Origin of the sequence: Duganella sp. S19_KUP01_CR8 (assembly GCF_036688705.1) — a bacterium.
GTDB lineage: Bacteria > Pseudomonadota > Gammaproteobacteria > Burkholderiales > Burkholderiaceae_D > Rugamonas.
The window spans coordinates 134,859-146,942 of sequence record NZ_JAQQPR010000007.1 but is presented as its reverse complement, the minus strand read 5'-3'; the positions used below and the strand labels follow the sequence as shown (position 1 = coordinate 146,942).

General features: G+C 63.7%; 14 protein-coding genes. 8 read left to right on the top strand and 6 right to left on the bottom strand.

Annotated features, from left to right (window positions below; translation table 11 throughout):
• Nucleotides 1–23: 23 nt before the first annotated feature.
• Nucleotides 24–767, bottom strand: coding sequence for a substrate-binding periplasmic protein (locus tag V6M89_RS09415; RefSeq protein WP_332852946.1), 744 nt, complete (start codon nt 765–767; stop codon nt 24–26).
• Between the two features lie 83 nt (nt 768–850).
• Here V6M89_RS09415 and ffh point away from each other — a divergent pair, with 83 nt between their 5' ends.
• Both ffh and V6M89_RS09405 read left to right on the top strand, forming a co-directional pair.
• Nucleotides 851–2,218, top strand: a complete 1,368-nt coding sequence (gene ffh / locus V6M89_RS09410; protein ID WP_332852945.1) for a signal recognition particle protein — start codon at nt 851–853, stop codon at nt 2,216–2,218.
• A gap of 191 nt (nt 2,219–2,409) precedes the next feature.
• On the top strand, nt 2,410–2,802 hold the full coding sequence (locus V6M89_RS09405; protein WP_116991652.1) for an SWIB/MDM2 domain-containing protein: 393 nt from the start codon (nt 2,410–2,412) through the stop codon (nt 2,800–2,802).
• A 75-nt stretch (nt 2,803–2,877) separates the two neighbouring features.
• Here V6M89_RS09405 and V6M89_RS09400 read toward each other — a convergent pair whose 3' ends face one another.
• Together V6M89_RS09400 and V6M89_RS09395 are read right to left on the bottom strand one after the other, a co-directional pair.
• On the bottom strand, nt 2,878–3,450 hold the full coding sequence (locus V6M89_RS09400) for a lytic transglycosylase domain-containing protein (protein WP_332852944.1): 573 nt from the start codon (nt 3,448–3,450) through the stop codon (nt 2,878–2,880).
• 110 nt (nt 3,451–3,560) lie between these two features.
• A complete protein-coding gene (locus V6M89_RS09395) occupies nt 3,561–5,297 on the bottom strand; it encodes a proline--tRNA ligase (RefSeq protein WP_332852943.1) in 1,737 nt (578 codons plus the stop codon).
• 202 nt (nt 5,298–5,499) lie between these two features.
• Here V6M89_RS09395 and V6M89_RS09390 point away from each other — a divergent pair, with 202 nt between their 5' ends.
• Nucleotides 5,500–6,129 (top strand): RNA pyrophosphohydrolase, encoded by a 630-nt coding sequence (locus tag V6M89_RS09390; RefSeq protein WP_332852942.1) that lies wholly within the window; start codon nt 5,500–5,502, stop codon nt 6,127–6,129.
• A 125-nt stretch (nt 6,130–6,254) separates the two neighbouring features.
• Here V6M89_RS09390 and V6M89_RS09385 read toward each other — a convergent pair whose 3' ends face one another.
• A complete protein-coding gene (locus V6M89_RS09385; RefSeq protein ID WP_442881962.1) occupies nt 6,255–6,836 on the bottom strand; it encodes a malonic semialdehyde reductase in 582 nt (193 codons plus the stop codon).
• Nucleotides 6,837–6,917: 81 nt separating this feature from the next.
• Between V6M89_RS09385 and V6M89_RS09380 the strand changes: the two genes are divergently transcribed.
• A complete protein-coding gene (locus tag V6M89_RS09380) occupies nt 6,918–7,343 on the top strand; it encodes a DUF1841 family protein (protein WP_332852941.1) in 426 nt (141 codons plus the stop codon).
• Nucleotides 7,344–7,448: 105 nt separating this feature from the next.
• On the opposite strand, the gene V6M89_RS09375 is transcribed toward V6M89_RS09380, so the two are convergent.
• Both V6M89_RS09375 and V6M89_RS09370 read right to left on the bottom strand, forming a co-directional pair.
• On the bottom strand, nt 7,449–7,790 hold the full coding sequence (locus V6M89_RS09375; RefSeq protein WP_332852940.1) for a c-type cytochrome: 342 nt from the start codon (nt 7,788–7,790) through the stop codon (nt 7,449–7,451).
• A gap of 11 nt (nt 7,791–7,801) precedes the next feature.
• Complete coding sequence (locus V6M89_RS09370; protein WP_332852939.1) at nt 7,802–8,143, bottom strand: c-type cytochrome; 342 nt, start codon at nt 8,141–8,143, stop codon at nt 7,802–7,804.
• A 210-nt stretch (nt 8,144–8,353) separates the two neighbouring features.
• Between V6M89_RS09370 and V6M89_RS09365 the strand changes: the two genes are divergently transcribed.
• From V6M89_RS09365 to V6M89_RS09350, 4 genes are all read left to right on the top strand, one after another.
• Nucleotides 8,354–9,208, top strand: a complete 855-nt coding sequence (locus V6M89_RS09365) for an AAA family ATPase (protein WP_332852938.1) — start codon at nt 8,354–8,356, stop codon at nt 9,206–9,208.
• Nucleotides 9,208–9,822: a GNAT family N-acetyltransferase gene (locus V6M89_RS09360; RefSeq protein ID WP_332852937.1), complete on the top strand. Its 615-nt coding sequence runs from the start codon at nt 9,208–9,210 to the stop codon at nt 9,820–9,822. Before V6M89_RS09365 ends, V6M89_RS09360 begins: the two co-directional genes overlap by 1 nt.
• A gap of 1 nt (nt 9,823) precedes the next feature.
• Nucleotides 9,824–10,993, top strand: coding sequence for a vWA domain-containing protein (locus V6M89_RS09355; protein WP_332852936.1), 1,170 nt, complete (start codon nt 9,824–9,826; stop codon nt 10,991–10,993).
• 155 nt (nt 10,994–11,148) lie between these two features.
• Nucleotides 11,149–12,075: a GNAT family N-acetyltransferase gene (locus V6M89_RS09350; protein ID WP_332852935.1), complete on the top strand. Its 927-nt coding sequence runs from the start codon at nt 11,149–11,151 to the stop codon at nt 12,073–12,075.
• Nucleotides 12,076–12,084 lie beyond the last annotated feature (9 nt).

Genomic DNA, 12,084 nt, shown 5'->3' with positions numbered 1-12,084 from the left:
TTTTTAACAAGATTCGTCGACACTCAGTCCTTCAGGTATTTGTCGTAGATCGCCCGGTAGCGGCCGCTCTTATGCAGCTGCGCCAGGCCGGCGTTGAAGTCGTCGCGGATGGCGGCGTTGCGGAACACCGGGCGGTAGTCGTTGGGGTCGGCGCGGATGAAACTGTGCTCGTCCAGCGCCGGCATCACGAAGCCCGGCTGGCGCTGCTTGAGCAGGCGCGTGTAGTACTGGAAGATGCTGCGGTCGCTCAGCACCACCTCGTAGCGGCCCAGCGCCAGCAGCTGCGGCTGGGCCTCCTGGCGGTTGTTCTCGACATAGTCGCGGCTGCGGACCAGCGGCTGCAGCCAGCTCGGATAGCGCACGGCCGCGCCGACGAAGGCGTTCACGCTGTGGCCCTGCAAGTCCTGCGGCCTGCGGATCTGCAGCCCGCGGCTGGCCAGCGTGTAGAACACATTGTCGTAGATGACCGGCGCGCTGGCGTAGTGGCCGCCATGGCGCGTCATGTCCTCGCCGACGTCCATCATGATGGCGTCGACGCCACCCGCCTTGAACGTGACCGGGATGCGGCCCATCGGCAGATAGCGCGCCTGCAGCACGTGGCCGCGGTAGGCCAGCGCCTCGCGCACCACCTCCACTTCGATGCCGGCATCCTCGCGTACTAATATAAAGGGCGGCAGATTGTCACCAAAGGCCATGCTGACGGTGGCGGCGCCGGCCGGCCCGGCCAGCGCCAGCATTATGGAGAGGAAGAGGTGCGCTCGGTTCATGCAGTAAATGATAACAGGCCCGCCGGCGCCCGCGACCTGCCCGATGGGGTAAAATGACGGCCACTGTTCATTCCGGGTTCATCATGCTAGACAATCTTACCCAACGCCTTGCCAAGGTCGTTAAAACCATGCGCGGCGAGGCCCGCCTGACCGAAGCCAATACCGCCGAGATGCTGCGCGAAGTGCGCCTGGCGCTGCTGGAGGCCGACGTCGCCCTGCCCGCCGTGCGCGAATTCATCGCCAAGGTCAAGGAAAAGGCCCTGGGCGAAGAGGTGATCTCCTCGCTGACGCCGGGCCAGGCCCTGGTCGGCGTGGTGCAGCGCGAGCTGGCCGCCCTCATGGGCGCCGACCTCGGCCCCGAGGCTTCGCAGCTGAGCTTTGCCCAGCAGCCGCCGGCGATCATCCTGATGGCCGGTCTGCAAGGCGTGGGCAAGACCACCACCGTCGGCAAGCTGGCCAAGTACCTGAAGGAAGAGAAGAAAAAGAAAGTGCTGACCGTCTCGGCCGACGTGTATCGTCCCGCCGCGATCGCCCAGCTGCAATCGGTCACGGCCCAGGTCGGCGCCGACTTCTTCCCGTCCACCGCGCAGGACAAGCCGGTCGACATCGCGCTGGCCGCGCTGGACTGGGCCAAGAAGCACTACCACGACGTGCTGATCATCGACACCGCCGGCCGTTTGGGCATCGACGAAGAGATGATGAAGGAAATCGCCGCCGTGCACGCGGCGGTCAAGCCGATCGAAACCCTGTTCGTGGTCGACGCCATGCTGGGCCAGGACGCGATCAACACCGCCAAGGCCTTCAACGACGCGCTGCCGCTGACCGGCATCGTGCTGACCAAGCTGGACGGCGACGCCCGCGGCGGCGCCGCGCTGTCGGTGCGCCACATCACCGGCAAGCCGATCAAGTTTGCCGGCGTGTCGGAAAAGCTGGACGGCCTGGAAGCGTTCGACCCGGTGCGCATGGCCAGCCGCGTGCTGGGCATGGGCGACATCATGGCGCTGGTGGAAGAGGCGCGCAAGGGCGTCGACACCAAGGCCGCGGCCGAACTGGCGGCCAAGGTCAAGTCGGGCGGCAAGTTCGACATGAACGACTTCAAGGCGCAGCTGGGCCAGATGAAGAAGATGGGCGGCATGGCCAGCCTGGTGGACAAGTTGCCGGCGCAGTTCCAGCAGGCCGCCGGCGGCGCCAACATGGACCAGGCCGACAAGCAGGTGCGGCGCATGGTCGGCATCATCGACTCGATGACGCCGCAGGAACGCGCCAAGCCGGAGCTGATCAAGGCCACCCGCAAACGCCGCATCGCGGCCGGCGCCGGCGTGCAGGTGCAGGAAGTGAACCGCATGCTGACCCAGTTCGAGCAAATGCAGAGCATGATGAAAAAGCTGTCCGGCGGCGGCATGATGAAGATGATGCGCTCGATGAAGGGCATGATGCCGGGCATGCGCTAAGCTGGGGAAAAGCCTGCGTCACAGAGGGAAAAGCGCGCCGCCACGGTGCGCTGCCCCGCGAAAGCCCGTGTTTACGTGGTGTTTCCGGGAAAAAACGCGAAAAACACTTGCATACTCGGTAAATCACCACCAATATTAGCCGGTGCGATCAATTGCGCAATTTTCCATGTGTTCGTTAAGGAGGCTCGAAGATGGCAACAGCCAAAAAAACCCCAGCAGCAGCACCAGCTAAGAAAGCCGCCGCGAAACCGGCAGCCGCAAAAAAGGCAGCACCCGCAAAAGCAGCAGCCAAGCCAGCAGCAGTGAAAAAAGCAGCCGCACCGGCCGCACCGCGCAAACCGAACGCCGCCTTCATGAAAGCGATGACGCCATCGGCCACCCTGGCCGCCGTGGTTGGCGCAGCACCGCTGCCACGCACCGAAGTCACCAAAAAAGTCTGGGATTACATCAAGAAGCTCGACCTGCAAGATCCGGCCAACCGCCGCATGATCAATGCCGACGACAAGCTGAAAGCTGTGTTCGGCGGCAAAGCACAAGTGTCCATGTTCGAAATGACCAAGCTCATTTCCGACCACCTGAAATAAGCGCAGCGGCCAGTACAGCCGCGCCGGGATGCCGTCCTCGCTCACGCGATGACGGCATTTTTTATGGGCGGGATGTTACTGCACCTTCCAGTTGTTCCAGGCCGACAGCACGGCGTTCGGATATTCGGGCTTACCGCGGCTGCCGTTGTAGCGGCCCAGCGCCAGGTAGAGGTTGCCCGACTCCATATCGATGTACATGCGCAGGATGGCGCAGCCGTAGCGCAGATTGGTCTGCATATTGAACAGCGCGCTGCGGTTGCGGTCGCCGATCACATTGGTCCAGAACGGCATCACCTGCATATAGCCGCGTGCGCCCACCAGCGACACCGCGTACTTGCGGTAGGCCGATTCCACCTGGATCAGGCCCAACACCATGCCCGGCTCCAGTCCGGCGCGGCGCGCCTCGTACCAGACGGTGGTCAGGAACTCGTTGCGGGTTTGCTCGTCGGGCAGCTTGCGCTTCAGGCGCGACGACACCTGCGCCAGCCAGCCCTGGTAGCGCAGGCGTTCGGTGTCGGTGCGGAAGGTCGGCTGCGGCGGGGTCGCATCCTTGATGGCGTTCGACAGCGCCAGCCGAACCGAATCGGCCAGCGCTTCTTCCTTCTGGTTGCCGGCGTGGGCGCCGCCGGCCAGCGCCAGCACCAGCAAAAACCCACACCATAAACTCCGTCGTTCCCGCGCACGCGGGAACCCATGCTGAGTGTCCTGCCCGGCGCAGTATGGATTCCCGCCTGCGCGGGAATGACAGGGGCTCACGTTCACGCCGCCATTTTGCCTTTGATGAAGCTGACGATGTCGGCCACCGGCACGGCGGTCGCTTCGGTGTCGCGGCGGCCCTGGTATTCCAGGTTGCCTTCCTTCAGGCCGCGGTCGCCGATCACCACGCGGTGCGGCACGCCGATCAGCTCCCAGTCGGCGAACATGCCGCCCGGACGCAGGCCGCGGTCGTCGAGGATGACGTCGATGCCGGCCGCCTGCGCGTCGGCGTACAGCTGCTCGGTCGCCTCCTTGACCGCCTCGCTGCGGTCCATGCCCATCGGGCACAGCACCAGCTCGAACGGCGCCAGCGAGGTCGGCCAGATGATGCCCTTGTCGTCGAAGTTCTGCTCGATCGCCGCGCCCAGGATGCGGGTCACGCCGATGCCGTAGCAGCCCATCTGCAATGGCGCGGGCTTGCCGTTCTCGTCGAGGAAGGTGGCCTTCATCGCTTCCGAGTAGGCGGTGCCCAGCTGGAACACGTGGCCCACTTCGATGCCGCGCTCGATCGCCAGCACGCCCTTGCCGTCCGGCGAGGCGTCGCCCGCCACCACGTTGCGCAGGTCGGCCACGATGGCCGGCTCGGCGGCATCACGACCCCAGTTGGCGCCGGTGTAGTGGAAGCCGGCGTCGTTGGCGCCACACACGAAGTCGGCCATGTTGGCGACCGTGCGGTCGGCCACCACGGTGACCGGGGCGAGGGTAGAGATCGGGCCCAGGTAGCCGGGCACGCAGCCGTACACTTCCAGGATCTCCGCTTCGGTCGAGAAGCGGTGCGCCGCCAGGCCGGCAACCTTGCCGACCTTGACTTCGTTCAGTTCGTGATCGCCGCGCAGCAGCAACATGAAATACTGTTTAGCCACTTTGCCGTCGGTCTCGGTTTCCACCGTCAGCGCGATGGTTTTCACGGTCTGCGACAACTCCAGCTTGAGCAGCTCGGCCACCGCCTCGCACTTGGTGGCGTTCGGGGTCGAGGTCTTGGTCAGCGCTTGCGCGGCGGCCGGACGGCTTGCCGCCAGCGGCAGCGCTTCGGCCGCCTCCATATTGGCGGCGTAGTCCGAGGTCTCGCAATACACGATGGCGTCCTCGCCGGTGCTGGCGATGACGTGGAATTCGTGCGAACCAGTGCCGCCGATGGCGCCGTTGTCGGCCGCCACGGCGCGGAACTTCAGGCCGAAGCGGGTGAAGATCGAGACATAGGCGTCAAACATGACTTTATACGACGCCTGCAGGCCGGCCAGGTCGCGGTCGAAGGAGTAAGCGTCCTTCATGGTGAACTCGCGGCCGCGCATCAGGCCGAAACGGGGACGGCGTTCGTCGCGGAATTTGGTCTGAATGTGGTAAAAATTCAACGGAAGCTGCCGATAGGATTTAATTTCCGAGCGCACCACATCGGTGATCACTTCTTCCGAAGTGGGCTGGATCGCGAAATCGCGGCCGTGACGGTCCTTCACGCGCATCAGCTCCGGACCCATCTTGTCCCAGCGTCCGGTCTCCTGCCAGAGCTCGGCCGGCTGCACCAAAGGCATCAGCAGCTCAATGGCGGCGGCCTTGTTCATCTCTTCGCGGACGATGGCCTCGACTTTGCGGATGACGCGCAAGCCCATCGGCATGTAGGTATAAATGCCCGAACCGAGGCGTTTGATCATGCCGGCGCGCATCATCAACTGATGGCTGACGATCTCGGCGTCGGACGGCGCTTCTTTAAGCGTGGAAATAAAAAATCGTGAGGCGCGCATACGGTGAATTCTTTTTAAAAAGAGAGAGTTATAATCAACCTAATTTTAAAGGATTAGCTGGCTGATGCGTCCATACTTTATACAAATGCGTTCAATTGATGCCTCTCCGGCCGTTTTCGTACCCCGAAAACCCAGCCGGAGCGCGGTTTTGTGGGCAAAAATATAAGCAGGGAGCTCGGTCGCAGAAAGTTTGAGGTGCAATATGCTCGATCGTGAAGGGTTTCGGCCCAACGTCGGCATCATCCTGCTAAACGCCCAGAACGAGGTGTGGTGGGGCAAGCGGGTGCGCGAGCACTCATGGCAATTTCCGCAAGGCGGCATCAAGTACGGAGAAACGCCGGAACAGGCGATGTATCGGGAGCTGGAAGAAGAGATCGGATTACGGGCAGAGCACGTCAAAATCGTCGGCCGCACGCGCGATTGGCTGCGTTACGAAGTGCCCGACCACTTCATCAAGCGCGAGATTCGCGGCCATTACCGTGGCCAGAAGCAGATTTGGTTCCTGCTGCGGATGTGCGCCCGCGACAACGACGTCAACCTGCGCCTGACCGACCATCCGGAATTCGACGCCTGGCGCTGGCACGATTACTGGGTGCCGCTGGACGTGGTGATCGAGTTCAAGCGCGATGTCTACCAGCGCGCCCTGCAGGAGCTGTCGCGCTTCCTGACCTGGCCGGCCAACGGCCACGAGCGCCGCCATCACGGTTCGCGCTATCTGCGCCAGCCGCACCCGCCTCGGCCGAATCCGGAAGCGCCGGGTTCGACTTGCGGCACGGAGGCGCCGGTCGAAGCGGTCGAAGTGGCCGCCGAGCCGCAAAAGAAAATCGGTTAAAAAAAAACGGGACAGTCTGACTGTCCCGTTTTTTTTACCCCGCACCGCCATGCGGGGTCTGACCCCGGATGGGGTCAGACCCCTAAGTGGCATGGCAAGCGTATCGCTTAGGCACGCTGGTTTGTTCAGACGATGCGGCAAGCCTCGTCGAACGCCAGCCGCGGCGCGCGCGGACGCAGCCTGGCGACGTCGCCGTAGCCGAGGTTGCACAGGAAGTTGGACTTGACGGCGCTGCCGGCAAAGAAGGCCTGGTCCACCTTGGCGTTGTCGAAGCCGGACATCGGTCCGCAATCGAGGCCGATGGCGCGCGCCGCCATGATCAGATAACCGCCTTGCAGCGACGAGTTGCGGAAGGCCGTGGCCTGGATCGCCGCGTCGTTGCCTGCGAACCAGGAGCGGGCATCGACCGCCGGCGACAACTGCGGCAGCTTTTCGTAAAATTCCATGTCCATGCCGACGATGACGGTGACCGGCGCCGCCATGGTCTTCTCGGCGTTGCCGGCCGACAGAGCCGGCAGCAGCCTGGCCTTGGCTTCCGGCGAACGGACGAACACCAGCCGCGCCGGCGAGCCGTTGGCCGAGGTCGGCGCCCATTTCATCAGGTCGTACAGCAGTTCCAGCTGGGCCTCGCTGACGGCGCGGTCCAGCCAGCCGTTGTGGGTGCGGGCGTTGTAGAACAGGGTGTCGAGGGCGGTTTGATTAAGCATGATTAATCCGTCAAGTTTAATGAATTGCCATGGTGGCGCGGGCTCACAGTACACATTTTATCCAGCGGGTACAATGTCGCCATGTTTAATCCATCTTCCGACGACGTGCGCCGCTTCTTTTGCGAGACCTTCCGCAAGCAGCGCGCCAACGAAATCCTGACGCCGCTTGAAACCATGGCGGCCGACTGGGTGCGCCACCACCCCGAGTACCACGACGTGCTGAGCGACGTCGAGGCCGCGCTGGCGCGCGACTACTCGGTGGACGGCGCGCAGGCCAATCCGTTTTTGCATTTGTCTATGCATTTGTCGATCGACGAGCAGATCTCGATCGACCAGCCGCGCGGCATCCGCGACGCCGCCACCGCGCTCACGCTCAAGCTGGACGACGCCCACGCGGCGCAGCACGAGATCATGGAATGCCTGGGCGAGATGATCTGGAACGCCCAGCGCAACGGCACGCCGCCGGACGGCGACGCCTACATCGAAGCGATCAAGCGCCGCCTGTAAAACAACCCGGGGTCAGGTCCCCCATTTATTCATGAGCCCGGCTGCTACAGTCGGACTCATGAATAAATGGGGGACCTGACCCCGGATTTTCTGACTACGGTCGGCTTAGCGGTGGACTGCCAGCGTGCCCGGCAGACTGTGCAGGTAGGCGGCCAGGTCCTTGATGTCCTGGTTGCTCAGCGGCTTGACCTGGCCGGTCATGATCGCGTTGTTGCGGCCGTTGGCGCCGTCGCCGCGCTTGTAGGCGGTCAGCGCGTGCTCCAGGTAATCCTTGTGCTGGCCGGCCAGCTTCGGATAGCTCGGGTCGATCGGAGTGTTGAAATCCTTGCCGTGGCAGGCGAAGCAGCTGTACTTGTCGGCCAGCGCCTTGCCGGCGTCGATATTGCCGCCAGCCACAGCGGAGAAGGAAACGGCGGAGCAGAACAGCGCGGTGATCAGTTTTTTCATGTCGTCGGTCCTCATTTCGCGGCGGTGGCGGTGGCGGTCTGCTGCGAGTAGAACGCGGCAACGTCGGCGATGTCCTGGTCCGACAGGCTGCCGGCGATGCCCTTCATCGACGGATGCTTGCGGTCACCTTTTTGATACGCCTTCAACGCACCCTCGATGTACTTGGCCGACTGGCCGCCTATCATCGGCACCTGGAACACTTCCGGGAACGTGGCTTTGTAGCCGGGGATGCCGTGGCAACCGATGCACATTTCAATCTTGCCCTTGGCGTTCTGGGCATTGCCCACGATGTCCGCCGCCGTGGCGAGTTGGGCGAAGCCTGCGAGCACGAGGAGTGCGGTGATTTTTTTCATGGTATTTGCAAGGTAAGTAATCGGATACTACCGCGGATGCAAAACTTGACTTTTGCACTATTAACCTGCGATTCTAACTCAAGACTTTCACCCGCGCTACAGGGAATCATTGCCGCAACAACACACTGTCAAGCCCTCCGGCCGAGCACTCCCTCTAACGAACTCCCCTATACTCTTGCCTATCCTCCCTTCTTTTTGAGATCGACACGCATGCACGCCAAACAACGCTTTGAAGGTTCCGACCAGTACGTCGCGACCAATGACCTGAAACTGGCCGTGAATGCGGCTTTGACGCTGCAACGCCCGCTCTTGATCAAGGGCGAGCCGGGCACCGGCAAGACCATGCTGGCCGAGGAAGTGGCGGCCGCGCTGAACATGCCGCTGATGCAGTGGCATATCAAGTCCACCACCAAGGCGCAACAGGGGCTGTACGAATATGACGCAGTGTCGCGTTTGCGCGACTCCCAATTGGGCGACGAGCGCGTGCGCGACATCCACAACTACATCGTCAAGGGCGTGCTGTGGCAAGCCTTCACCGCGCCCGAGCCGGTGGTGCTGCTGATCGACGAGATCGACAAGGCCGACATCGAGTTCCCCAACGACCTGCTGCGCGAGCTGGACCGCATGGAGTTCTACGTCTACGAAACCCGCGAAATGGTGCAGGCCAAGCACCGGCCGCTGGTCATCATCACCTCCAACAACGAGAAGGAGCTGCCGGACGCCTTCCTGCGCCGCTGCTTCTTCCACTACATCAAATTCCCGGACCGCGACACGATGGAGCAGATCGTCGCCGTCCACTACCCCAACCTGAAGCAGGAGCTGCTGGCACAGGCGCTGCAAACCTTCTACCAGGTGCGCGACGTGCCGGGCCTGAAGAAAAAACCGTCGACCTCGGAATTCCTCGACTGGCTCAAACTGCTGCTGGCCGAGGACATCCCGGCCGAGGCGCTGCGCAGCAAGGACGCCAAGGCCATCGTGCCGCCGCTGCACGGCGCCCTGCTCAAGAACGAGCAGGACGTGCACCTGTTCGAACGCCTGGTGGCCATGAACCGGGCCAACCGCTGATGCACCAGCTCGCCCACCCCGCCGCCACTATCGCGCCCGTCACGCTGGAACTGCACGGCGTGCGCCTGGAACCGCTGGGCCCGCAGCACGCCGACGGCCTGCGCGCGGCCGCCCGCGACGGCGAGCTGTGGAAGCTGCGCGTGACCTCGGTGCCGGAGCCGGAACAGGTCGACGCCTACATCGCCACCGCGCTGGAAATGCGCCCCGGCCGGCTGGCGTTCGCCGTGGTCGAGGTCGCCAGCGGCGCGGTGATCGGCAGCAGCAGCTACCACGACATCGTGCCGGCCATCGCCAGATTGGAGATCGGTTATACCTGGTATGGCAAGAGCCGCCAGCGCAGCCACGTCAACACCACCTGCAAGCTGCTGCTGATGACGCACGCCTTCGAAACCCTGGGCGCGGCGCTGGTGGGCCTGCGCACCGACAATTTCAACTTCGCCTCGCAGGCGGCGATCGAGCGGCTGGGCGCGAAGAAGGACGGCGTGCTGCGCCACCACGCGCTGCGCCGCGACGGCACCGTGCGCGACACCGTGATGTACAGCATCGCCGCCGGCGAATGGCCGGAGATCAAGGCGCAGCTGCGCTACAAGCTGGCGCAACACGGGACCCTCTGACATGCTGATCGATTTCTTCTTCACCCTCAAGGACGCCAGGATCCCGGTCACGATCAAGGAGTTCCTGACCCTGCTCGAGGCGATGCAGCAGAACGTCATCGAGGCCTCGATGGACGATTTTTATTACCTGGCGCGCCTGACGCTGGTCAAGGACGAGGCCCACTTCGACAAGTTCGACCGCGCCTTCGCCCAGTATTTCAAGGGCATCAACGCCGCCTTCGAGAGCAACGCCGCGATCCCGCTGGACTGGCTGCTCAAGCGCATGCAGCGCGAGCTGAGCGAGGAGCAGAAGGCGCAGCTGGAAAAATTCGGCTACGACAAGCTGATGGACCGCCTCAACGAGCTGCTGAAGGAACAGAAGGAGCGCCACGAAGGCGGCAGCAAGTGGATAGGCACCGGCGGCACTTCGCCGTTCGGCAACGGCGGCACCAACCCCGAGGGCGTGCGCATCGGCGGCAAGGGCGGCAACCGCACCGCGGTCAAGGTGTGGGAGGCGCGCGCCTACCAGGACTACGACGGCGAACGCGAGATCGGCACCCGCAACATCAAGGTGGCGCTGCGCCGGCTGCGCAAGTTCGCGCGCCAGGGCGCCGAGGACGAACTGGCGCTGGACGCCACCATCCGCGCCACCGCCAACAACGCCGGCTTCCTCGACATCAAGATGCAGCCCGAGCGCAAAAACAACATCAAGGTGCTGATGCTGTTCGACGTCGGCGGCACCATGGACGACCACATCGAGCGCACCGAGGAGCTGTTCTCGGCCGCCAAGACCGAGTTCAAGAACATGGAGTTCTTCTACTTCCACAACTGCGTCTACGACTATATGTGGAAGAACAACCGCCGCCGCAACGCGGAGCGCTTCCCGACCTGGGACATCCTGCGCAAATACCCGCCGGACACCAAGCTGATCTTCGTCGGCGACGCCACCATGAGCCCCTACGAGGTGCTGCAGCCGGGCGGTTCGGTCGAATACAACAACGAGGAGGCCGGCAGCGCCTGGCTGGCGCGCTTCACCAGCGCCTTCCCCAAGTTCGCCTGGCTCAATCCCGAGCCGGAGGGCGTGTGGCAGTACCGGCAATCGATCTCCATCATCCGCCAGCTGATGAACGACCGCATGTTCCCGCTGACCATGGACGGCCTGGAGCGCGCCATGCGCACGCTGAGCAAATGACCGGAAAACACAAGTGTTTCCCATGTAAAACAATGTAAAGAGTGCGCGCTACAATTTTAAACAAATATTAACTTGTCATCGTATCGTACGACGTATAGCCTGTCTTTTCTTTATGCTGTTGGCCGCAATCCCGCCCACAAAGACCGCACGTTCTTATGTCACGTACAAAAAAAATTCTGCTGCGCCTGCGCCGGCTGGCGCGCCGCGCCAGCAACCGCCTGATCTTCGCCGCCCTGCTGGCGCTGGAGGCGCTGATCGTCCTGCTCGACGTCGACACCGGCGCCGGCATCTCCTACGCGCCCTTCCTGGTGGCGCCGACCGCGCTGGCGGCCTGGCTGCTGGGGCGGCGCGCGGCGCTGTTGTTCGTCGTCCTGTCCAGCGTGGCCCGGGTGTACGACTACACGGTGACCCGCGCCCCCGACGAGGTGCTCTACCTGCGGGTCTACGAGCTGCTGCAAAGCGCGGCGCTGTACGGCCTGGTCGCGCTGCTGGTGCTGTACCTGCGCGGCCGGCGCGATGCGCTGCTGCGCCATGCGCGCAGGGTGCGCGACGCCGCCCGCCGCGAACGCCACCGGCGCATCCTCGATTCGGCGATCCGGCGCGCGATCCCGGAGGACGTCGACTCCATCATCCGGCTGACCACTTCGGGCGGCGAAAGCGGCGGCTTCGACCAGTCGGTCACCGACAGCGTGCGCCAGGCCACGCTGGCCACCACCTTCACCGCCGGCATCGTCGACGGCGCCGCGCTGCGCGACCTGTGGGCCGGCGGCCAGACCACGGTGCCGATCGAGTTCTGGGTCTGCGAGATCGACGCCAAAGTGGTCAGCTACATGATGATACTGGGGGTGGACGGGCAGAAAAGCATGCAGCGCGAGCTGCACGCGATGGTGGTCGAGCACACCTACCGCGGCCACGGCGTGGGCGGCATGATGGTCGACTTCTTCTGCACCCACTACAAGCAGCGCCGCCTGGTGGCGGCCTGCCGCGACGGCTCGGCCATGCTGCGCCTGCTCACCCGGCGCGGCTTCGCGCAGCTGACCCGCAGCGACAACCAGGACTACCTGATCATGGCGCGCGACTAGCCTTGCCGC

Coding starts and splice junctions, on each gene's coding strand:
- V6M89_RS09415 (WP_332852946.1), bottom strand. CDS start 767: ATGAACCGAGCGCACCTCTTCCTCTCCATAATGCTGGCGCTGGCCGGG.
- ffh (WP_332852945.1), top strand. CDS start 851: ATGCTAGACAATCTTACCCAACGCCTTGCCAAGGTCGTTAAAACCATG.
- V6M89_RS09405 (WP_116991652.1), top strand. CDS start 2,410: ATGGCAACAGCCAAAAAAACCCCAGCAGCAGCACCAGCTAAGAAAGCC.
- V6M89_RS09395 (WP_332852943.1), bottom strand. CDS start 5,297: ATGCGCGCCTCACGATTTTTTATTTCCACGCTTAAAGAAGCGCCGTCC.
- V6M89_RS09390 (WP_332852942.1), top strand. CDS start 5,500: ATGCTCGATCGTGAAGGGTTTCGGCCCAACGTCGGCATCATCCTGCTA.
- V6M89_RS09385 (WP_442881962.1), bottom strand. CDS start 6,836: ATGCTTAATCAAACCGCCCTCGACACCCTGTTCTACAACGCCCGCACC.
- V6M89_RS09380 (WP_332852941.1), top strand. CDS start 6,918: ATGTTTAATCCATCTTCCGACGACGTGCGCCGCTTCTTTTGCGAGACC.
- V6M89_RS09375 (WP_332852940.1), bottom strand. CDS start 7,790: ATGAAAAAACTGATCACCGCGCTGTTCTGCTCCGCCGTTTCCTTCTCC.
- V6M89_RS09370 (WP_332852939.1), bottom strand. CDS start 8,143: ATGAAAAAAATCACCGCACTCCTCGTGCTCGCAGGCTTCGCCCAACTC.
- V6M89_RS09365 (WP_332852938.1), top strand. CDS start 8,354: ATGCACGCCAAACAACGCTTTGAAGGTTCCGACCAGTACGTCGCGACC.
- V6M89_RS09360 (WP_332852937.1), top strand. CDS start 9,208: ATGCACCAGCTCGCCCACCCCGCCGCCACTATCGCGCCCGTCACGCTG.
- V6M89_RS09355 (WP_332852936.1), top strand. CDS start 9,824: ATGCTGATCGATTTCTTCTTCACCCTCAAGGACGCCAGGATCCCGGTC.
- V6M89_RS09350 (WP_332852935.1), top strand. CDS start 11,149: ATGTCACGTACAAAAAAAATTCTGCTGCGCCTGCGCCGGCTGGCGCGC.